This window comes from Gammaproteobacteria bacterium (assembly GCA_041395725.1).
Classification (GTDB): domain Bacteria; phylum Pseudomonadota; class Gammaproteobacteria; order Pseudomonadales; family Pseudohongiellaceae; genus NORP240.
Genome location: JAWKZW010000001.1, coordinates 1088641 through 1109980, shown reverse-complemented (window position 1 = coordinate 1109980; position 21340 = coordinate 1088641). Strand labels below are relative to the sequence as shown.

General features: G+C 54.2%; 22 protein-coding genes and 2 pseudogenes. 8 read left to right on the top strand and 16 right to left on the bottom strand.

The window, feature by feature from the left end; translation table 11 throughout:
• Positions 1-29: 29 nt before the first annotated feature.
• The 3 genes from R3F50_04960 to R3F50_04950 all read right to left on the bottom strand — a co-directional run bounded on the left by R3F50_04960 (position 30) and on the right by R3F50_04950 (position 1626).
• Entirely contained in the window at positions 30-617 is a 588-nt protein-coding gene (locus tag R3F50_04960; protein ID MEZ5489652.1) for a DUF3365 domain-containing protein, read from the bottom strand.
• Between the two features lie 27 nt (positions 618-644).
• Positions 645-1241: a peroxidase-related enzyme gene (locus R3F50_04955; protein ID MEZ5489651.1), complete on the bottom strand. Its 597-nt coding sequence runs from the start codon at positions 1239-1241 to the stop codon at positions 645-647.
• Between the two features lie 70 nt (positions 1242-1311).
• Positions 1312-1626 carry a pyrimidine/purine nucleoside phosphorylase gene (locus R3F50_04950; GenBank protein ID MEZ5489650.1) on the bottom strand — a complete coding sequence of 105 codons (315 nt, stop codon included), beginning with the start codon at positions 1624-1626 and terminating at the stop codon, positions 1312-1314.
• A gap of 650 nt (positions 1627-2276) precedes the next feature.
• Between R3F50_04950 and R3F50_04945 the strand changes: the two genes are divergently transcribed.
• Together R3F50_04945 and R3F50_04940 are read left to right on the top strand one after the other, a co-directional pair.
• Positions 2277-3284: a hypothetical protein gene (locus R3F50_04945; GenBank protein MEZ5489649.1), complete on the top strand. Its 1008-nt coding sequence runs from the start codon at positions 2277-2279 to the stop codon at positions 3282-3284.
• 103 nt (positions 3285-3387) lie between these two features.
• Positions 3388-4362, top strand: a complete 975-nt coding sequence (locus tag R3F50_04940; protein ID MEZ5489648.1) for a class I SAM-dependent methyltransferase — start codon at positions 3388-3390, stop codon at positions 4360-4362.
• Positions 4363-4372: 10 nt separating this feature from the next.
• Here the strand turns inward: R3F50_04940 and R3F50_04935 are convergent, their stop codons facing one another.
• From R3F50_04935 to R3F50_04915, 5 genes are all read right to left on the bottom strand, one after another.
• Complete coding sequence (locus R3F50_04935) at positions 4373-5119, bottom strand: DUF4197 domain-containing protein (protein MEZ5489647.1); 747 nt, start codon at positions 5117-5119, stop codon at positions 4373-4375.
• Between the two features lie 203 nt (positions 5120-5322).
• The gene (locus R3F50_04930; protein MEZ5489646.1) at positions 5323-6075 is read right to left on the bottom strand and encodes a polysaccharide deacetylase family protein; all 753 of its coding nucleotides are present in this window, start codon (positions 6073-6075) and stop codon (positions 5323-5325) included.
• Positions 6062-7237 (bottom strand): glycosyltransferase, encoded by a 1176-nt coding sequence (locus tag R3F50_04925; protein ID MEZ5489645.1) that lies wholly within the window; start codon positions 7235-7237, stop codon positions 6062-6064. Before R3F50_04925 ends, R3F50_04930 begins: the two co-directional genes overlap by 14 nt.
• 29 nt (positions 7238-7266) lie before the next feature.
• On the bottom strand, positions 7267-8406 hold the full coding sequence (locus R3F50_04920; GenBank protein ID MEZ5489644.1) for a sulfotransferase: 1140 nt from the start codon (positions 8404-8406) through the stop codon (positions 7267-7269).
• Positions 8407-8646: 240 nt separating this feature from the next.
• Positions 8647-9120, bottom strand: a complete 474-nt coding sequence (locus R3F50_04915; GenBank protein ID MEZ5489643.1) for a cupin domain-containing protein — start codon at positions 9118-9120, stop codon at positions 8647-8649.
• 580 nt (positions 9121-9700) lie between these two features.
• On the opposite strand from R3F50_04915, the gene R3F50_04910 reads away from it, so the two are divergent.
• The 3 genes from R3F50_04910 (at position 9701) to R3F50_04900 (ending at position 12844) form a co-directional block, all read left to right on the top strand.
• Positions 9701-10591 (top strand): c-type cytochrome, encoded by an 891-nt coding sequence (locus R3F50_04910; protein MEZ5489642.1) that lies wholly within the window; start codon positions 9701-9703, stop codon positions 10589-10591.
• A gap of 19 nt (positions 10592-10610) precedes the next feature.
• Positions 10611-12242 carry a PQQ-dependent dehydrogenase, methanol/ethanol family gene (locus tag R3F50_04905; protein MEZ5489641.1) on the top strand — a complete coding sequence of 544 codons (1632 nt, stop codon included), beginning with the start codon at positions 10611-10613 and terminating at the stop codon, positions 12240-12242.
• A gap of 137 nt (positions 12243-12379) precedes the next feature.
• Positions 12380-12844 carry a DUF3429 domain-containing protein gene (locus tag R3F50_04900; GenBank protein ID MEZ5489640.1) on the top strand — a complete coding sequence of 155 codons (465 nt, stop codon included), beginning with the start codon at positions 12380-12382 and terminating at the stop codon, positions 12842-12844.
• A 494-nt stretch (positions 12845-13338) separates the two neighbouring features.
• Here R3F50_04900 and R3F50_04895 read toward each other — a convergent pair whose 3' ends face one another.
• Complete coding sequence (locus R3F50_04895; protein ID MEZ5489639.1) at positions 13339-13731, bottom strand: hypothetical protein; 393 nt, start codon at positions 13729-13731, stop codon at positions 13339-13341.
• Positions 13732-13802: 71 nt separating this feature from the next.
• On the bottom strand, positions 13803-14297 hold the full coding sequence (locus R3F50_04890; protein ID MEZ5489638.1) for a GNAT family N-acetyltransferase: 495 nt from the start codon (positions 14295-14297) through the stop codon (positions 13803-13805).
• 23 nt (positions 14298-14320) lie between these two features.
• Between R3F50_04890 and R3F50_04885 the strand changes: the two are divergent.
• Positions 14321-14413 (top strand): annotated as a pseudogene (locus R3F50_04885) (recombinase XerD).
• 150 nt (positions 14414-14563) lie between these two features.
• Here R3F50_04885 and R3F50_04880 read toward each other — a convergent pair.
• The 3 genes from R3F50_04880 to R3F50_04870 form a co-directional block, all read right to left on the bottom strand.
• Complete coding sequence (locus R3F50_04880; GenBank protein MEZ5489637.1) at positions 14564-15679, bottom strand: glycosyltransferase family protein; 1116 nt, start codon at positions 15677-15679, stop codon at positions 14564-14566.
• 16 nt (positions 15680-15695) lie between these two features.
• Positions 15696-16526: a UDP-2,3-diacylglucosamine diphosphatase gene (locus R3F50_04875; protein MEZ5489636.1), complete on the bottom strand. Its 831-nt coding sequence runs from the start codon at positions 16524-16526 to the stop codon at positions 15696-15698.
• Between the two features lie 400 nt (positions 16527-16926).
• Entirely contained in the window at positions 16927-17094 is a 168-nt protein-coding gene (locus tag R3F50_04870) for a hypothetical protein (GenBank protein MEZ5489635.1), read from the bottom strand.
• Here R3F50_04870 and R3F50_04865 point away from each other — a divergent pair.
• Both R3F50_04865 and R3F50_04860 read left to right on the top strand, forming a co-directional pair.
• Positions 17015-17401: pseudogene (locus tag R3F50_04865) on the top strand (hypothetical protein). The gene R3F50_04870 and the pseudogene R3F50_04865 sit on opposite strands and share 80 nt — an antisense overlap.
• Positions 17402-17569: 168 nt before the next feature.
• Positions 17570-18487 carry a sugar phosphate isomerase/epimerase gene (locus R3F50_04860; protein ID MEZ5489634.1) on the top strand — a complete coding sequence of 306 codons (918 nt, stop codon included), beginning with the start codon at positions 17570-17572 and terminating at the stop codon, positions 18485-18487.
• A gap of 1354 nt (positions 18488-19841) precedes the next feature.
• Here R3F50_04860 and R3F50_04855 read toward each other — a convergent pair.
• Genes R3F50_04855 through R3F50_04845 form a run of 3 tightly spaced genes read right to left on the bottom strand, consistent with a single transcriptional unit; the run spans position 19842 to position 20945 of the window.
• Positions 19842-20318 carry an AAC(3)-I family aminoglycoside N-acetyltransferase gene (locus tag R3F50_04855; protein ID MEZ5489633.1) on the bottom strand — a complete coding sequence of 159 codons (477 nt, stop codon included), beginning with the start codon at positions 20316-20318 and terminating at the stop codon, positions 19842-19844.
• Between the two features lie 38 nt (positions 20319-20356).
• Complete coding sequence (locus R3F50_04850) at positions 20357-20671, bottom strand: hypothetical protein (protein ID MEZ5489632.1); 315 nt, start codon at positions 20669-20671, stop codon at positions 20357-20359.
• A complete protein-coding gene (locus tag R3F50_04845; GenBank protein ID MEZ5489631.1) occupies positions 20664-20945 on the bottom strand; it encodes a BrnT family toxin in 282 nt (93 codons plus the stop codon). The genes R3F50_04850 and R3F50_04845 overlap by 8 nt, the downstream gene beginning before the upstream one ends.
• Positions 20946-21340 lie beyond the last annotated feature (395 nt).

The following is a 21340-nucleotide window of genomic DNA, read 5'->3' as shown; positions in this document are numbered from 1 at the left end:
TTCTCCAGTACTAACAGTACATTGGCAGATTATTCCAAAGACTTGCGTAAGCTGATGGCGCCACGGATCTCGCCCGAACTGTAGCCGGTGGCAAGATCGTCGGGGTAGTGCACCTGAAGAGCGTTTCTGACTTCAGGCGACAGGTCAGAACCATGGCAGTTCAGGCACAGGGGCATGACCGGTTGCGCCTGCAGGTAGCGGAATTCTCCAGCAACTATCGCAGCCGTGTTGATATCCGGGCCGGCTTCGCCGTCCCGCTGGCGCTGATCGAACTCTTCCAGCCTGGCACTTTCCCAGCTGTCCGGGGTGGCGAGGCTGCGGTTTCTTGCCTTCAGGCTGACCCGGCCGACCTGCCAGCCGGTTTCTTCACTGAGGGCGGAGGCTATGGCCGGGGCCTGCACGGAACACACCTCGATGGCTGCGGCCGGTCCGCCATTCTGCAACGCTTGCTGAAGCGTTGGCAGCAGAGTGCCCACGAAACGCTGGCTGATTGCCCCTGCTTCAGCCGCCAGGGCCTGCTGATCGACTGCAGGGCTGGGCGTGCAGGCAGTCAGGGATATCAGTATCAGGCTGCAAATCGTGGCTGGTTTTGCGAGTTGTTGTTGGGATTTACGCATGCGTTGGTGGTTCTCGATAAATGATTGTTAACTGCTGCTGGCCTGTTGCTGGCGGCCTAACAGATAAAATTCGTCGTTGGGTCGCATGGACGTAAGGTTTGCCATGCGATTGGAAAGGGCAAAAAACGCCGCAATGGCGCCGATGTCCCAGATATCCTCGTCGCTGAACCCGTGGTGATGCAGGGTTTCATAATCCGCATCGCTCACTTCATAGGCGTTGCGGGAAACCTTGACGGCGAAATCCAGCATGGCCTTCTGCCGGGAGGTGATGTCGGCTTTGCGGTAGTTAGTGGCCAGCTGATCTGCGAGCTGGGTATTTTTTTCCCGGATTCTCAGGATCGCCCCGTGGGCCACCACGCAGTAAATGCACTGGTTCAGACCCGAGGTGGTTACTACAATCATCTCCCGCTCGCCCTTGCTGAGCCCCGATTCTTTTTCCATCAGGGCATCGTGATAGGCGAAGAACGCACGAAACTCGTCAGGACGATGGGCCAGTGCCAGGAATACGTTCGGTACAAAACCGGATTTTTCCTGTACAGCAAGAATCCGGTCGCGGATATCACTGTCCAGAGTCTGGAGGTCCGGTATCGGAAACCGGCTGATTGGTGGGGAGGAGGGTGCCACTGTGCCGAGCCTTTTTTGAGAGTCAGGGAGTTGGAGAGTTTGAAGGTTGTGTGAGTTGTTGGGAGCCGGCTTAATCCAGGTAGGAGCAACAGTAGTCGGTAACGGACTTGACCCGGATATCGAATGCCGAACTGGCCGGCACTTCGAAACTGGTCTCGTCGCCGTAGGTTTGCCACTGTTCCTGGCCGTCGAGTCGAACTTCAACCTCGCCACACTGGATCTCCATCAATTCCTTGCTGGCGGTATTGAATCGATATTCGCCCGGCAGCATGATGCCCAGAGTCTTCTGCTCTCCGTCCGGCAGGGTGACTGCCCGGCTGGTGACCTGCCCATCGAAGTAGACATTGGCGAGGCGTGCGATAGTGGCATTCTTGAATTCGTTCATGGTGTAGGTTTACTCTGTCTGATTGATGAACCGGTGCAGGTGTTGTGCCTGTAGTGTGAAAGCGCAAATTCTGACACAGTCCCCGGGTGGTGCAAAGCTGCCAGGCCTGCGACCGGCTGGGGCTGTTGGCTCCACGCTCAGGGCTGATGGGCTTCGCCATAATTGACATTGTTTATTGCCGTTTATGGCAAAGCCCCGTCGCAGGGGACTGGGCAAGGTGCTGGATTGTTGCCGAGGTTCTTCTTAAAAGACAATGAAAACAGCAGGATAGAGAATATTTTAGGTTCTGGCACGGCTTGTGCAACAACTAACGTGACTAGGTAGTAGTTGTCTGTTCCGAGTCCTTGGCCTGGTCTTCAGACACGCCAAAGCGATTCAGAGCAGCAAGCCTGAGGTTGGTAACATTTATCTGGTGGGGGTCGGTCTATAGTTGGAAGACCCCCCGTTTTTTCACGAGGAGCTTGCAATGACACATATCAAGAACATGCTTTTACTGATGCTGATCGCGCCGGTTACGGCGGTTGCCTGCTGGGCTATCTGGGTCTATCTGATCCAGTGATCTACGATCGCTTTTGTGATCGCAAAGAATCACTGTAAACGCAACGAACAGAATGTAAACGCAACAATCAAAAAGTAGCGAGGTTTTTGCCATGAAGCATACTTCTCATCGATTTCTGCTGGGCTCCGTGGTTCTGGCAGTCATGGGATTCGGGCAGCCTGGATGGTCGCAACAGGATAGCGGCCATGACAATCATGGGGATCATGGTTCCCAGTCAATGCCTGACACGGCCCAGAGCAGTGGCGATGCACAGCCCCTGCAACAGCACGAACAGCAAGGGGGCGCCGGTCATGGCGATGGCCACGGGGCCATGATGCAGCAACGTCAGGGTAATTCTCAGAGCGGCATGATGCAGCAGGGCCAGGTTGACGAGCAGGGCCGCATGATTCGCCAGGGCCAGAGTGACGGGCAGGGCGGTATGATGCAACAGCGGCAGGGCGGTGGCCAGGGCGGCATGATGCAGCAGGGCCAGGGTGACGGCCAGGGCGGTATGATGCAACATGGCCAGGGTGACGGGCAGGGCGGCATGATGCAGCAGGGTCAGGGTGACGGGCAGGGTGGCATGATGCAGCGCCGGCAGCGCATGCGCGCGATGATGGGCGGTGGTCAGCATGATGCTTCCCCGGCCGGCGGTCAGGATGCCTTCTCAGCCATCCGGGCGGTGGTCAATCAGCTGGAAGCAAACCCGGACACGGACTGGAGCCAGATCAATATCACTGCGCTGCGTGATCACCTGATCGACATGCACGAGGTTACCGTCAACGCCAGGGTAGACACTACCGAGGTTGTCGGTGGGGCCACCTACCGGGTCACAGGCAGCGGCCGAACCCTCGAAGCGATTCGTCACATGGTTCCCACTCATGCGGCCCAACTGACCAGTGAGACCGAGTGGACCGCAGAGACCCGGGAAATCGTCGACGGTGTCGAAGTAACGGTTACGGCCGGCTCGGATGACCAGGTGGCCAAAATCCGGGCGCTGGGCTTCATGGGTTTTATGGTGTCAGGTGAGCACCACGAGATGCACCACATGGCCATTGTCGGTGGCGACATGGATGCCATGTCAGCCACTGAAAACGGGGGTGGTGGCCACAGCCACTGATTTTCCTCACTGCAAGCATGTCCGGGCCGGGTTACACTTGGCGACAGTGAATCAGAGCTTCCTGATAAATCGCTGAGTGAGCCCGGTCGAGACCCGCTGGACAATGGCAGTAAAAGATTTCCCTTCACAAGACAGTACAGCACCCTTGCAGCGTGGCGGGGAGGATGTCGCCGACTATCTGCCCCTCCTCGATAACCTTGGCCGCCTGTTGTCACAACCTGCGCCGGAACCCTTGCGTGTCTTTCATGGCAGAGGGCATCGGTATCCCGGCCTGGAACATGTCACCCTCGACTGGTATCCGCCGGTTCTACTGCTGACTTTTTACCAGGAGCCGGTCCATTCCGCTCAACTGCTGGAAAAGATTCTTGCTGCGGATGTCCACAAGCAGGTCAAGTCTGTGGTTTTGCAGCGGCGCCAGCGGCATCGGGCCGACGCGGAGCTGCTGTGGGGGGAACAGTTTGAAACCTGCACAGTGGTTGAAGGGGGGCTCAGCTTCGAGGTCAGGCCAGGCGTGAACCGTAACGTCGGCCTGTTTCTTGATATGCGTCCCTTGCGGGAATGGCTGCAGACTCACAGCCAGGGCCGCAACGTACTCAACCTGTTCGCCTACACCTGCTCGTTGTCTGTTGCGGCAGTGGCGGGAGGTGCCCGACAGGTGGTCAGCGTGGATATGAGTCGGCCCAGTATCCAGTGGGGCCTGCGCAATCACCGGCTCAACAATCAGGACGCTTCCCTGGTCAGGAGCCTGCCCCATAATATCTTCACCAGCTGGGGACGAATCCAGCAACTGGGCCGTTACGACTGCATCCTGGTAGACCCGCCGACCCGACAGCGGGGCAGTTTCGATGTAGCAAAGAACTATCCCGCGGTAATCAAACGCCTGCCCAAGTTGATCAAGCCGGGTGCCGACGTGATTGCTACCATAAACAGTCCCTACCAGGGACCCGGGTTTTTGATTGAACAGTTTGAAAAATTCGCGCCTGCACTGCGGTTTGTTGAGTTTCTGCCGATAGCCGCGGAGTTCCAGGACAAGTACCCGGAAAGAGGCCTGAACATCTGCTTATTCAGGGAGGCTTGAGGTGTCGGCTTTACCTGGCGCCGAACACTTTTTTCAGTAAGTCAGTAGTCTGTCGGACCGGATTTTCACGAATTGAGGCTTCTTCCCTGGCCAGGTAATAAAAAATACCATCCATCCCTTTTTGCACAACATAGTCGGTCATGTCCAGATCGATGTCGCGGGCAAAGGGAATGGCCTGGTATCTACCCATGACCTGATCCAGCACCTGAATGGCGCCGACCTGGGAAAGGCTGTCCTCGACGATGGGCTGCATCTGACTTGCCAGTGCAGGCGACATCTTCTCCCTGAAATAACGGGTGGCTGAATCATTGGGGCCCTGGTAAATCGCCATGACATCTTCAAACGTCATAGCCGCGATCGCCTGGATAAAAAGCTCTTTGGCAATCGGTGTCGCCTGTTCCGCCGCCCGGTTAAGCTTTAACTCCAGGTCGTCGACCGGCCCGGACATACCCACAGACGCCAGCATCGATTTCACCCTGTCCAGTTCACCCGGCAGAGGTATGTGGATTGCAGCGTCCGCATTGAATCCATCAGTAGCGCCCAGCCGGGCGACCACAGTTTCTGAACCCATACGCAGGGCCTGCTTGAAAGCATCGGCGATTTCACTGCCGTTCAGTTGACCCTGTTCCTGAGATTCGTCAGAGCCTGATAACAGACTGGCCGCTTTTTCCCACCATTTTTCTGCTGCTACCAGCTGACCCGTTGAAACGGCAAACAAGAAGGGGATGAGCGTGATAAATTTACTTAGCCTAATCATTGGCACTACCTTTCCAGGGGGCTTTTACTGATATTGATGATTCGGTAAACAGGTAAAACCTTAGACACCCGGTCCGGCTGTGAGTTCATTCTTTGGTCGCCTGCCATTGAGGCTTGGCCTCTGGTTGCTGATGGCAGCGTCTTTCAGTCGACGCAGGTAATCGGGCGTTTCATGGCGGGAAATACGTTAAAGCTGGTCTGCAATCACGTGGCAAAGAGTTGCTCATAACCCAGAAATGAGTCTGCTCGTTTGAGCTGAGCTTCGATCTGGCCCGCCAGTCCCAGGGAGAAATCCAGTGGGTGGATCGAGAGTCTTAACGCTGTAGCCGTGTTCCTGGCGCGCAATTCATTAAGGCGGTTCCAGCCCGACAGAAAGGCGACCCGCAGCGGGTCCTCCGCCTCATAGCCGGTCAATGGCAACCTGACAAAGCGGTCGTCGCCAATCCGATAGACGCCCGATAGATTCTCGTAAACTCTGAATGGCAGGGCGTCCAGTGTCTGGCGCCGAATCCGGCCCAGTGCCCAGGCCGGGGGCACATAGAGTGATGGCGCGCTGAAACCTTTTTCGATAAACCAGTCATAACAGCGGGCGATGAGGCCTGCCACTTCAGATTCCGTCAGGGAAAGGTGCTCGGCTACCCTGCGAGACAGAATCAGTCCGTGCAGTTTGTGATACAGGGTGCGTCGTCGCGCTACGTGGTGATACCAGCCATGGCCGGCTAAGACAATTCCTTCCAGCTGCTTTTCCCGCAGCCAGTTAATCTGTTGCTGGCTCCAGTTCCGGCCGGGCACGACCAATGCTGTGATGGGTGCAACCCCCAGGGTCTGTAACCGGGTGAGAATCGTTTCCACGGCGGGCAGTGTTTCCGGCATGACATCATGAACGGACACCACGGCCCGCAGGGCTTGTGCATTTGTTCGTCTGCCGGGCGGCAGCTTTGTCTCAGATGGCGGCATCGTGCGGGGCTGCCAGCAGGTTTAACCAGCCCCGCACCGCATCCCGGTGTGTGGCGAGAGCCTCGATACGGGCCTGTCGGGCCTTGTGTTGGCGGAGCCGGGGATCAAGCCCGGCGATACGGGTAAGTGCCATGGAAAGCGACTCGTCGTTCCGGAATCTATAGAGTCCGCGGGCCAGATCCGGCCAGGAAAGGATGCCACACTCACTGGATACCAGTACCAGTCGCTGCCGGACCATGGCTTCCAGCGCAATGGTGCCGAATGCTTCAAGGTGGGAGGGCAGAACGACCAGGTCATGGGCATCGATCTGATCGACCATGGCGTCGCGGGGTAATAGGCCCAGGTAATTCAGATTAGGCAGCTGCGCGGCCTGGGTCTCGATCTCCTGCCGTAAAGGGCCGTCACCGGCGATGGTGAAGGTAACAGAGTGCAACTGCCTGGCTGCATCCACGATAGCGCCGACGTTTTTTTCCGGTGCCAGTCTCCCGCCATAAAAAACCCTGCCTAACTGATCACGCGGTTGCGTCACGGCACGCTCCATGAACAGGCTGTCGAGCGGCGTGCTCATCAGCGAGACCTGTGTTTTGCTCAGTAAACGTGCCGGTTCTAACATACTGTGACTGTTGACCACTACACTGCTTGCCCGGTGAAAGAGAATGCGGTTCTGGGATTCCATGTAGGTCCGGGTCAACCAGCCCAGCATGGCGCCCCAGTACAGGTGGCAGAGTTCCTCGATATGGGTGTGAAACCCGGCAATAAGCTTCAGCCCGTGACGGCGGGACAGGTAAACGCCGTACATGCCGAACGGCCCATTGGTTGCGGAAATCAATACGTTGGGCGCGAGCTCCCTGATCCGGGCGTTAAGCCTGGATGGCTGGGGAAAAAATATACTCTGGGTAGCATCACCGGGCAGGGGCAGGTGAAACAGGTCGGTGGCAAGGTCACCGTCTACCTCGTTGGGTGTCAGCAGGGAGATGGATTCAACATGGGGGGCGAGATGCTCGACCAGGTCGCGGTAATAAGCGTCGACGCCGTTCCGATACTGCAGGGCATCGGACAGTACCGCGATTCTCAATCCGGCGTAGCGGTCGCTGGTGGGGATGAATGGCAGCCCCTGATCATGTGGAGTGTGGTTGATACTGGCGGTAACTGAATTTTCCATAGTTGGATTCACTGAATTTATTGTTCTGGTCAGGCTTCAAGAATTCTGTAGTACCAGGGGAATCGCTCCCGGAAATACACATCAGCCATACCCGCAGAGGGATCGATGGGCCTGGTCCGGGGAGTAAACTGCCGTGCCTGAGCAGCCTGGACAGCCAGTTCTTGCTGATACTCCCTCGTCATTGGTAATCCAAGGTGGCGGTAGAGGCTTGCTATTCGTCCGTCAATGCCGGACTTCAATTCGTGCATCTGTACCAGCTCCCAGTCGGGCTGCCAATCAGTGAGCAGGTGCTGGTAAAAACACTGCATCATTTCAACGAGTTGTGCGGGTAGCCGCCCGCTATGAAGATCAAGTTCAAAAAACTCCGCCCCCGAGGCAAGGGAGCCAAGCAGTGAGGGCACTGCTTTGTCAGGTTCCCGCAGGCAGACGATGAAGCGTGCGTCAGGAAAGGATTTTTGCAGGGTCTGTACCCAGGAGGCGAACGACGCATTCTTGGACAGGTAGCGGAGCTCTTTACCGTGGAAGTAAAGATGCTTTTGCAGACTGGCCCGGTAGAATTGCATGATCCGCTGTCGATCCGCTTCCGGCATCTGCCAATCCAGCCGTGACAGGTTCCAGATGTAACTGGATTCAGTAAAGGGCAGAAACAGGATGAAGCAGGACATCAGCGGTAGCAGCAGCAGGTAGTCTTCTTCCGCTGCCTGCAGGGAGACATCGTGAATACCCTCCAGTCCACTGAAAAGCCGTTTTTCCAGGTGGTTGATCAGGCGACCGAACGGTCGCCCCAGTAATCGGTCGAATCGACCCAGCAGGCGCCAGAATACGCGCTGGGAAATCGACGGGGCCAGAAAAACCTCCCAGGTGGACACCGAGGTAAACAGCTTTTTATCGGCAGCCAGTGTGCGGTGCAGAAAAGTGGTACCGCTGCGTGGCACGCCCAGCACGAATACCGGTTCCTTGATCGCTACCTTGCGATAGTCACGAAAAAAGATCTCGTCCAGGAGAAAGCCCAGCCAGTGTATTAGAAAGACCGGAGCAAACAGCAGGTACAGCAGCAGGCGCAGCAGGCGCCCCTTGAGGGTCACCGGCCCCAATCCGCCGGAGCGGGACAGGGACTGTCGGCACAGCTTCCAGTACAGCCCGACTGAGAAAACAAATGCTGAGAACATGAGCCGGGACTTTAGAACAAGCAGTTTGCATGATTGTGACAGGGGCTGCAGGGGATGTTCTGGTGGGCTGAGTCTGAAGCAGACCATGCCGGCTATATCAATTGCAGCAGCCGGGCAGCCAATAAAAAAGGACCGGCAAGTCTGGCCTGCTGGTCCTTCTTTAAAACTGCCAGCCTGAGGCTGGCGACTGGTACCACGTATGCAACTGCGGTTATATCACCACGGCTGCGGGTGTGTCTGTCAGTTGGCAGACCGGCTCATGGGACGAATCCGAACACCGTGATACTGCTCGTCGGTGACCGGGTCCAGCCACTCAACGTCGCCTTCGTAAATGGTCAGCTGATGGGCATCCACATCGGGGTGTGCACCGTGCCAGTGTTCGATGCCGGCTGGCGTCCAGAACGGCTCGCCGGCATGAAATTCCTCAATGGCCCGGCCTCGAATCTGGTGCAGGCCGATACCTTCTTCGATCATCAGCAGTTGCCCCCAGGTGTGGGAGTGCCAGGATGAGCGCACGCCGGCAGGAAACAGGATACGAATATTGCGCATGTCGGGGGTCTGGCTCACTACCGGTGAACCGCCCTGGAAATTGCTGGCCTGAGCCGAAATTTCCTCTGTCTGGGTTGCAAAAACTACCACACCCAATGCAACTACCGCGCAGGCGGAAATCGCTACCTCCAGGAATGAAGTTTTCTTCTCGTTGTTCTTCTTCATCAAACTCTCCATTGGCTCATTGGCCCCTTGACTCATTAGCTTATCGGCGCGCTGGCTTTACGCCTTGCTTTTGTTACTGCAACTGCACTGCAACAACTCTTTGAACCGACCCTGGCCAGGTTTGCCTGCGGGTTTCTGCCAAGGTGTTGTCGACTGATCGTTTAACTGACAATGGCATTTTTACGTCAGTAGACATGCAATATAGTGTATGTGTCTGCAAAGTCAACCTAATCGCGGCAAACCAGGGCAGGTGTGCACGGTCCTGGGGACAGCGTTGCAATCAGGGCTTTTTTCTTTGCCCTGATCCGCCATTCAATGGTAAAACAGCATTCACAGCTGTTTTTCGCTCCGGCCTGGCAGCCTTGCTGAGTTGGCTGGAGCCTGCCTGAGGAAGCTGAAAGCGGAAATTGAAAGTGATAGTTGAGTGATAGTTGAGTGATAGTTGAGCGATAGCTTATAGAAATAGCTGAAGCGGGTATCAGGAAACCAATAGAAAACTGATTAATAATGGAAGTCTGAAAGAGAACTGACAAAAAACAAGCAAAAAATAAGGCCGAGAACATCGGCAGCAATAACCTGAATGTTTACCATTTCCCTGAAAATTAAACTAAAAATAAAAGTACTGACCATGATGCAATTACTCTTACCGGCGACCCGCAGGCGGGCGTCTCGTTCCTGGGCGCCCGGCCCGGCCGCTGCCTGGCTGTTCGCCCTTGGCGCCGCGTTGCTGCCTGCGGTTTCTTTCGCCCAGACCATCAACCCCCTGGAATCGGATCCCCGTGCAGCGGCGGCTGGAGGCTCACTTTATCGGGCCCAATGCGCCACCTGTCACGGCGCCGACGCAATGGGAATACAGGATATTCAGGCCCCCGATCTGACGCGGCTGTGGTCCACGCCCGGTCGCAGTGATGCCGGTGTGTTCCAGATCATTCGCAACGGCATACCAGGCAGTATCATGCCCCCGCACAGCTACACCGATACGGAAACCTGGATGCTGGTCAGTTACCTGAAGAGTATAGGGGGTGGCGGCAACCCGGTCAGTTACGCTGGAAATCGTCAGCAAGGCGCCACGCTGTTTGCCAGAAGCTGCAGTCGTTGTCATCGGGTAAATGGCACGGGTGGCTCGCTGGGCCCGGATCTCAGCCGGATTACTGCCCAGCGCTCGAAGCAGGCACTTCAGCTTTCGGTTCGTAATCCAAGCGATGCCATGCGGCGCGGTTTCCGCCCGGTGCGACTGGTCGGCGCCGATAACCGGCAGTTTCGTGGCACTATCAAGAGCGAGGACGCATTTACCATTCAGATCATGGATACCAGCCAGGCGCTGCGAGGCTTCCGTAAGGCTGACCTGGTCAGTATTCAATACGAAGAGCGTTCCCTGATGCCCCGATTTACCGAATCGGCGCTGAGTGATAGCGAACTTGAAGACATCCTGAGTTATCTGGCCAGCGCGGCCGGCCAGAGCACCAACTAAGCAAGCGGGATCCGACACCATGAACAAGCCAAACCGTAGTTTCACTTCATCCCGATTCGTAATTCCCCTGGCCGCCTTGCTGATCGCCGGCCCGGTGCTGGCCCAGGAGGCCGGTCCCAGTTACGAGGATATTCTGCAGGGGTTTGCCGACCCGGAACGCTGGCTGACCTATTCCGGCGACTACAGCGGCCAGCGTCACAGCCCGCTGGATCAGATAACACCTGACAATGTCAGGCAGCTGCGTCCGATCTGGACCTTTCAGACCGGTACCACCACACGCGGCCGCGGTTTCGAGACGACCCCCCTGGCGGACAACGGGGTGTTGTATGTGACGGGCAGTAACAACTATGCCTGGGCCCTCGATGCACGCTCGGGGCGGGCGTTCTGGCAATACCGTCGCAACCTGCCCAACGATTTGACTTATGGCTCCAGCTCGCCAGTCAATCGCGGGTTTGGCATGCTTGGCAACCAACTGTTCATGGTGACCCTGGATGCTCACCTGCTGTCCTTTGACCGGCGCAGCGGCGACATCCTCTGGGATGTGGAGCTGGCAGATTACCGGCAGGGCTACGCGGCCACCCTGGCCCCCCTGGTGCTCGATGACAAGGTGATCATCGGTATCTCCGGCGGAGAATACGCCACCCGTGGTTTCATCGAAGCCTACGATCCGGCCACCGGGCAGCGCCTGTGGCGCTTCAATACTATTCCCGGCCCCGGCGAACCCGGCAGTGAAACCTGGCCGGACGATCCCGAAGTGCTGGCCCGGGGCGGTGGCGGTACCTGGATGAATGGCAGCTACGACCCGGACCTCAACCTGATCTACTGGGGAGTAGGAAACCCGAATCCCGATTACTTCGGCGATCTGCGCCCGGGTGACAACCTCTATTCCAACTCGCTGGTGGCGCTGGACGCCGATACCGGAGAGTTGCGCTGGCACTACCAGTTCACGCCCCACGACCTTAATGACTGGGATTCCAATCACGTGCCGGTACTGGCCAATATTGAGTGGCGTGGATTACCCCGCAAGGTGGTCATGGTAGGTAACCGCAACGGATTCTTTTACGTGCTGGATCGCACGACCGGCGACCTGTTGCTTGGCAAGCCGTTCACCGCGACCAGCTGGGCCAGGGAACTGGATGCCGATGGCCGTCCCATCGTGCTCAACGACGGCAGCGAGGGCTGTGTGCCCGATCCCTGGGGCAGCACCAATTTCATGCCGCCTTCGTTCTACCCGGATCTGGACCTGTTTATCCTGACCGCGCGCGAGACCTGTGCCACTTATGTGCCCGAAGAGCCCAGCTACGCCCCCGGGCAATCCAGCTTTGGCGGCGTGGTCTACATCGATGCCGATCAGGGCTATGGCGCCCTGCGGGCCCTGGATGTCCACAGCGGCGAACTCAAATGGGAATTCACCTACCCGTCGCCCACCTTCGGTGGCGTGATGACCACCGCCTCCGGCCTGGTCTTCGCGGGTGATCATGAGGGCAATTTTATGGCTTTCGACGCGGCCAGCGGCGAAAATCTGTGGCATTACCAGACCGGCTCACGCATCTGGGGTGCGGCGCCGATGACATTCATGCTGGATGGCCGCCAGATCGTGATGATCCCCTCGGGTACTACGCTGACGGCTTTTGCCCTGCCCGAGGATTGACTGACAGGGGGAACTCCCTGTCGGGGGCCTGCGACCGGCAAGGCGGCTACTCTGCCTGCCCGGTCAGCAGGCCAGTCAACGGCCAATAAGCCCGGTGGCCGAACCATTCCTGCCCTGCCAGCGTAATACCCCGGAACATGAATTCCCGACTGATCATTAATGGGCTCGGCTACCTGGGTCTGCTTCCTTTCCTTGCCGGCGCCATGCTGGTGCTGAGCGGCCGGTCGGTTTATTCCCTCCAGCCCGGATTCCTGTTTGTCAGCTACAGCACCGTCATCCTGAGCTTTCTCGGCGGGGTTCTCTGGGGTCGCAGCCTCAGCCTCGGGGAGTCTCCTTTGCGCTGGGCGCTGCTGCTACTCAGCAATGGGATCGCCCTGCTGGCCTGGTTCAGCCTCCTCGGCGGAACCGCCAGTTACCGGTCGGCCTTACTGAGTCTGATGCTGGGCTATGTGGTCGTGTTTGTCGCGGAGCGGGGCGCCGATGCCTCGCTGGAAACGGCGCTCACCAGACCCTACCGGGGTTTCCGCCTGGTCCTGACCAGCCTGGTTGTGCTGCTCCACCTGGTGGTTGTGTTTGCAGACATGACGCGCTCTGCTGCATGAACCGGGATAACTTCCAGCTGCCATTTCAATCTGTATTTTCACCGGGATACCGCTTGGTGAATGGATTAATAGCTCCCCATTTTCTGCCAGAAAATTGATTCCACAGATTCATAAATCAGTGGCATAATCCGGCGCCGACACCCGAGCGGTCGGTGTTTTCTATTTGTGTAAACGCAAGAGTGGATTGACAGGCATAACGCGACTGACCTGCTAATCAGCTCTACGCCTCTGAATGAGGATTTATTCGAAAGAATTACTCAGGATCTGGAAGCAGAAGGTTATACCTGTCTGCCCTCGGTTTTGCCGCAAAGCGTTACCGATAGACTGCTTGATTGGGCGAACTTCCGAAAAAAATTCGTTATAAACTGTCTCTTTATTCTATACCTTAAGGTCTAATACCATCAGCGCTTGACACTTGTGGGAGTCCATGTAGCCTGTAATAATAGCGCAGGGCGTTAGCCCTGCTCCTTTTTGGTTTGATGGTTATGTTTCGCTTACCGCCCATAAATTATTTTTGAGGTTAAGTCATTTGAAAGATGTTCAAAATACGTATAGAGACCAACCACATTATCTGGCAACTCTGCCAAAAATACTTCTCTTGCAGTTTCATTAATTGTTCGTATGTAACCTGAACCGTCCACAGCTATATAGGTTGTGTATATTCCGGATGAAGCTACGGCTAGAAGAATATCGCCTCTACTTGCCCAATAGTAGTTCTCACCGTCTTTTGTAATTCTTAGCTCAATTTCAGCTGGATCCGAAAATGTCCTTCTATCTCCAAATTGGTCAATTTCAATAGTTTTGGAAGGTGTGCCCGAGAGAACTATTTCCTGGCCCACAGATGATGCTGATATCAGAAAGAATAGAAAGAAAAGAACTGTTTTCATATTTACCTCACTGAATTCGTATACATAACGCCGTGGTTAATAGGCGCGGCTTGCCGCGTCCATTGATTGAATTAATAGTTAGGTGCCACCGATCTCTTGACATAGACTATTTCCGGGTCACCAGGATCAAGATTATTGATAATCCCTGACTGTTCATAACCAAGTTTTTGAAGCACATGCTGCATATGAGCGTTAGACAAATTAGTAGACGTAAAAAAATCACTAGATCTCGAGTGTGCTTCTAGGAACGAAATCAATGTTGGCCCATATCCTTTTGATCTCTGTAATTCATCGATATAAATCAACTCAAGAAATGAGCGACCAAAAAATCCGTGTGTCAATATTCCATAGCCTAAGATATCTTTCTCTGATTCCAAAACCCAACATCTTTTTTCTAAGATTGCTTCTCGAACTAGCTCCCTTCGGTCCGATTCTATCCGCGCCTCTTGATCTAATCGACAAAGAGATTGCAGATCGTGATCTTCTCCTTGCCGAATGACTGGATTTGTCACGGTGCACCTAACGATAGTAATGATGGGCGCAGTCTGCGGAGCAGGCGTCCTCATTTTTGGTTTGATTATAGTCCTTCCTGCTTCTACGGGTACAGGACATCGACCTGGACCGTTTTGGACTCATGGTTCATGACGGTAAAGGGCGCAAAGACCGGCAGACCCTGTTGAGTCTGCGGTTGAAGAGTGTGTAGGAGGAATAGATAGTCAGCGCCGTCGGCATACAGCAGAAAGACAATGCTGGCTTCAGCTCCGGCCTGGCCGCGTGAGGTCGCCATCTGGTAAAGACTGGCCTGGTAGTGTTGCCCCACCTGGGAAGGTTGTCAGCAGTGGGCCTCACGGGGCTCAGCTTGCGATCCCACGGTTTCGCCCGGGACAGAATTCCGGTATTCCGACCATAGTCTTTTGGCCAGGGTTTCGGCCTGGCATTTATCGGGGTCGATGATCCAGTGGACGAGGGATTTCGCCACGTCCGGATAGGGACTCGGCGCGGGTGTGTGGCCTGACCCAGTCAGGCTGCTGAGCCAGTCACTGACCCCTTGTGGAGTAAGTTGATCCAGGCGCCGACCAAGTTGCAGTTCTACCAGTGCGGCGGCATTGGATAGCTGTTCCGGTTGTCCCTGCAGGGGTTTGACCAGTATGTCCAGTCCCAGTTGGATGGCTTCGCTGACCAGTTCAAAGCCGGCATTGCAGAGTACTGCCCGTGAGGAGCACAGGTCGTTCACGAAACCTTCATGGCAGGTTTTGCGCAGACTGACATTGCTGACCTGACTGTCTGTCAGTTCGGCCGAGTACTGGAAAAACCGGTAGTGAGGTATCTGCTGCAGCAGGTCAGTCACCAGCTGCTGGTTCTCAAACGGCAGATAGACGATAATTTTTTCCGCTTCCCGGTGCAGGGCTCCCGCCCGCCTGGTTAGATCGGGATCAACAATAGGTGGCAGTATGAGGCCGCCAAAGCTGTCCCAATGGAGTCCGAACGCACTGTTCGCCGGCGCAAAATTCCGCATCAGCAGGCGGCTGATAAAATTCTCGCCTTCACGCGGGATATTGTATGCAAACGCGTACTGATGTCCCAGGCCCAGCAGCTTTTTCTTTCCCAGCCTGGCAGCCCAGGCCGTGATCGGCTCAAAGTCGGTGATCACCAGGTCGAACTGATCCAGCTGCAGCTGAAGCGCTCTCATTTCCCGGACGAAGGCAACGAAGTTATTGTGTCGCAGGGTCCGGAGATAATTAAGCTTTCCGCTGTCGACGTAGAAGGTCAATCCCTGTCTACACAGGTAATCTCCAAAAACTGCCATGTCGAAATAGCTATCTTTGCCCCGCCCCGAAAACAGGTAGGTCACTTCGACATCGTCACGTTGTGCGAAGTGTTTTGCCATCATGCGGGTGCGGGTGATATGGCCGTTTCCGGTACCCTGTACCCCGTAAAGAATTTTCACCAAGACGGTTCCTTGATCAGGCAGCTCTTTGTTTGCCCGGCAGTGCATCAACCGGCATGTCCGGCTCCACTGGAGAGCCTGACGAGTGCACCTGGGGGAATTCACGCAGCCAGTGCTTCAGCTCCAGTCTGCCGTCATGATGCTCCAGCAGTGTCGAGCAGCTTTCAACCCAGTCGCCGTCGTTACAGTAGAGGAGTCCTTCAATAGTGCGGATCTCAGCGTGGTGAATGTGACCACACACCACACCGTCAACGTCATGTTCCCTGGCAATATGAATCAACGCGTCTTCAAAGCTACCTATGAAGTTGACCGCGTTTTTGACCTTCATTTTCAGATAGCCAGCCAATGACCAGTAAGAAAATCTGAACAGGCGCCGGGCGCGGTTAATATAGTAGTTCAGGCTCAGGAGACGATCGTAGGCCCAGCTGCCCAGCTTGGCCAGTACGCGACTGTGCTTTACCACCACATCAAATTCGTCCCCGTGGAGAACCAGCAGTTTTCTGCCGTCGGCAGTGGTGTGGATATACTCCCGGTGAATTTCCAGATTACCGAACTTGTGCCCCACGCAGTCCCGCATGACTTCATCGTGATTGCCGGGAATGTAGATAACCCGGGTGCCATGCTTGGCTTTACCGAGAATCGATCGGATAACATTGGTGTGTGACTGGGGCCAATAGGGGGTTTTCCTGATACTCCAGAAGTCGACTATATCGCCCACCAGGAACAGGTATTCGGCTTCGACCGAGTGGAGAAAGTGCAGCAGGGCATCGGCCTGACAACCCTTGAACCCCAGGTGAATATCGGAGATCCAGATACTTCTTACCTTGAGAGCAGGTCGCTTCGTCATAGTCGTACCTTGCTTGCTGATATGCCTGCCCGAAGCTTAGTGCCGTAATATTTCAGGTATTTGAACACTGGATGAACTATTTGTTACAAAAAAGGTGCTGCTGAATAGACAGTGATTCGTTACTGTCATTCCTCTCCTGCCGTCTGCTGTCCCGGATCAACGGCTGTCACTCACTCATATCGCTACCCGGGCATCGGGCTTGTAACGGCTTCATGGACTGATCCCGGACATCCCATCGAGTTATAGAAAGCAATCAATCAGGTTGGGGAAAGCTAAAAAGAGGCGGCTCCCGAAGGAGCCGCGCAGGTCCACCCGAAATACGAGGTTGGGTTACTTGGTTATCAGTCTTCTTGCTCGAGTTCACCAAGGCGGATGAAGACAGTCTCGCCGGTCGCGCCATCTACGCCGCCGGTTCCCGGCGCTTGGTCAGCGTGCATTCCAGCTTGATGAGGTCTTCTTCTTCGACGTCGATGCTTTCCAGAGCCACTTCGCCAGCGGGACTGATTGTGCATTCAGACCGCGGCTCGCAGTATGCCAGCAAGTCATACTGGCGACTGCTAAAGGCCATTGGCTTTGTAGGCAGTATGAGCCGCAAGGGAGGCGGCTGGGAAAATGCGGTAGCAGAGAGCTTCTTTGCCAGCTTGAAGAAGGAACGCGTTCACTGGAAGCACTTCAACAGCGCAAGGGGTTTGAGCGTCAATCCGTTGTACTCCGGTTATGCTGGTGGTGGTATTTTGTTTACTTGCCCTCCATGGCATCAGCATTTGCCGCGACCGTCTACCGTAGACCAACCGAAGTTGATCGCAGATACATCCCGGCACGGAATCCTGTTGCCGACAAGACGCTGGCGCTTCTCTGAGCTACACTGCCAATGACATAGTGCCGAAAGGGACTTCGACTTGATGTTATTGCCAGTCCGGTGCCGTATCAGCTGGACCGCTTAAGAGGCCAACACCCGCCACTCCGGTATGGCATAGAAACACCTTGTCCGGTGTGCTGTGTTTGGCGAGTTCACGACTGACAGATAAAAAAAGGTTCTCAGCATGCCCACTCGACGCGACTTTCTCAAAACTTCTCTGGTGACACCCTTTGTGCTTTCAGGCAGAGATGCCTTTTCGCAGTCCGCTCCCGCGGGGAAGATGCTGTTCGCTATGCATCAAAGCACCTCACGTGCCGCCGGATTCAGGGGATCGCTGGAAGGCTGGTCCCGCGCCGGCATCGAGTACGTCGAGCTCAACGGTGGAATGCTTGACGAATTCCTTTTGAACGATACCTTGCAAGGCGCGCGGGCGCTGCTCGACGACCTCGGCATGACGCCGGTCTGTGCCTCAACGGGCCTGCCTGACCTGTGGATTCCCGGGCCGGAGCGCGGGGCATCTCTGGAGGAATGGCGCAGGCGCTGCTATCAATACGCCACCCTGGGATTGGACAAACTCTATTCAGCATCAGTTACCAGCCGCCCGGTCACTGCGGAGGATTTCGCAGCAACACCGGCCAGCGTTAGGGAAGCCGCTGACATCGCAGGCCAATACGGCCTCACCTGCATGATCGAGTTCATGCGCACCTCGACGCATCTTGCTACCCTGACGTCGGCACTCAATGTGACCCGGGCTGCGGATCACCCCAACATTCGAATGATGATCGATTTTTTTCACTTCTGGTCCGGGTTGAGTAAGCTGGAAGATCTGGATCTGCTTGAACCGGGGGAATTGGCCCATTGTCACTTTCAAGACCTGCTGGACGCGCCGAGGGAGTTAACAGACAACAGCTACCGGGTAATACCGGGGGACGGCATCGCACCGCTGGATGCGATTATACGAAAACTTGCGGACAAGGATTACACCGGCGCCCTGTCGGTAGAGCTGTACAGGAATGAAATCGTCAACGGCGATCCATTCGCTGTTGCGACCGAAATCAAGGAGAGGGCTGAAAGAGTGATGACGACGGCAATGGTTTTTTAGGGATAACGTCAATTATCTTTCGCACATTCTTTGAACGGGGTGGCCCCGGTCTGATAAAACTGTAATCTGATATCGGCGGGCTTCGTCATTGTCCAAGTCCGCAGGATCTGCGTCCCCTCGTCGAGTTATCGAAGCAAGTTCACCATTGCTGCTAATTGAATGGCTAATATCAGCGAAATCCTGATAGATTGCCTTAGCATATTCGAGTTTTGCAATTTTGTTCTGCTGTCGAATCTATTTGGCCAAATAGATTAAGGTCGCGATAGCAGCGGTTGCTCCAAGAATTTCTCCAATTGCATCCCAATTCACCAATGGCCTCCTCATTCTCCGATTGCAGTTTGCTAGCCTGGAAACATTACGCTTTTAATAAAGAGTGCGCGTAGCGCTTTTTGATTTGTTATGTGTCGCTTGGTACGATCTATCATTTATGCCTATTTGCCAGGGGGCCTTTTTCCATACAGGCTTTTCGCTATACCGATATAGTAGAACATAGGTAAAGCGGACAGTATAACGACTCCAGCGATCATGAGTTCTCCTCTGGCCAAATTTAAGAATAGTAGGGTACCGCCCAGCCCAAATGCGATCGAGAAGCCTCGAATACCTTTGCACAGTTGCGTTCCATATGCATCCTCATCTGAAATTTTGGATGGGTCCCAGCCTGCAAAAAGACCCCAGTGCTTGTGTTTTTCTATGTGTTGAGCAAGCAGATAACAAGGCACTGCTCCTAATAGAATTATAGCTAGTCCCGCGAACTGAAAATTTTCCATAGTCCATTCACATATTTAGGTTTTGTACTTACTTGGCCTATACACAAAACGCCCTCAATAATGGGTGCAGCTTGCGGCACCCTTAATTAATTTGTTGGTTATGTTTCGTGCCTAAACGCACGATTGAACCTCACCAAGAGCACAATCACCACTGGCCAAAGAACAGTGTTCACCAGATCATGAACGCTATTCCCCCAATACATAGAGTCCATTGTGCGAAAGTTGTCATACAGGTCAACGATCTCCATTGAAACTGTGATGAATAGAACCGGAATCAAGGCGACCGGCTCTACTTTTCCTTTCCGAAATACTGCTATAAACGAAAAGAAAACAAACAATCCGACATATATATGAATCGCATCCCTAGAAAGACCAGTTAACTCAACTACTCTGAATTTAAACTCTTGGTACATTCTGTGAGACGACTCCTAGCAGGCTGTTGATTTTATCGCCCGATAATACTGGGCTAGATATAATAAGGAAAACTATAATTCATTGAGGCTTTTAAACCAATGCGAGGACATTAACGCCGCACTCTGCGGCAAATTCGGAGCGCAGCGGAGGATTTTTCCGGCAGCAGTGCATTGTTAGGCATTTTTCCTGTCGTCCTCAACTGCAATATCGAAGTGGAACACATCCTCGATGGTGCCCAGCTTTGAATACAACTCTATGGCTGGCTGATCCTCTACGCCTTTGTCGGCTTGAACGTAGATCACATACGCACCGCGTGCAGCGCCAACAGCCCTTAGCTCTTGGATAAGGGCCGTGGCAACACCCTTTCTGCGAAAAGTCGAAATTACCGCGAGGTCATAGATGTATATCTCGCTTCTTTCCTGTTCAAACTTCTTCAGTTCATACGCAGCGATAGCACCTACAACTTTTTCTCCATCAACGGCAGCAAGCGCAATAAAGTTAGTTGTTCCAAGCAATGCTTGAAGGTAGCTTGACGACGGCTTGTTGCTGGAGTAGCTCACTTTGTCATCAAATACCTCACCGAACATCGCATTTATAGATTGCAACAATGCAACGTCATTTGCACTGAGATGAATAATCTTGACTGGCACTCGCCCTCTCCTGATGCCTAACGCCCGTGATAATAGGGCTAACCGCGAAGCGGTTTGTCTTTATTGATTTGATTGTTAGCTTCCGTGTCCTTTAAGCTGCCTGAAATATATTTATGAAGAATGCTAGATACCAGCGTCTGATAAGGTATGCCTTCTTCAAGAGCTTTTCTTTGAATGGATTCAAGGTCGCGCCTTGAAATACGTATATTGATTCTCTTATCTTTCTTGAACGTCTCATCCGCAACAGAGCGCAAGAATTCTTTACGATTCTTACTCAGCTTCGATTTATATTTGCCGGCTTCGAATTCTTTGAGGATGTGGTTCTCTTCTTTTCCCAATTTCACTTTACTCATTGCTTCCTCCAAGATACTGTTTCGCTGCTTTTCGGCTCGGAATAATCGTTTTTAGATAAATCTCGTCTTCGTTCTCAACATATGGGACAAGATAGACGTAGTTATCTATTTCAAGCACGAAAATTCGTTGGCCTGGATATTTCTCGGAATTGCTGTGTTCTAGATCGTCGAGGAGAGCGCCTTGCTGCAAAAAGAAAGACACATCTTCAAAGGAGATACCTCTCTTCTCGATAAGTTCCTGATTTTTCTCCGCATTCCAATTGAGCACTTTCATGCGGATAATTCTAACATGCATGTGTGCCTAATGGCATCACCTGACTTGACCGAGAAAAGCTAACGCCCGTAATAATAGGAGCAATTAGCGAAGCGCAAGCTTGTGACAAAATGGCTGCAGGCCATTCACAAGCTGGAGTGTAGCAAACTGCTTCCTTTTTTGATTTAATTGTTATGTTTCGCTTTCACTAGTTTTCGATGTCATCCTTGTCGATTATCAATTAGTTCCACAAAGTCACTAGGAAAATCCTTCTGACCTTCGGGCCACCATTCTCGGCTCCCAGGTGTGTGCAATGTAGGAAGCAAGTTGTGCTCGACGATATTGGCAATTATGGCCTCCATATCACTTAATGTGAATTCTCTAGATCTGATTCAAGGGCTTCCGCCGGGCACGGG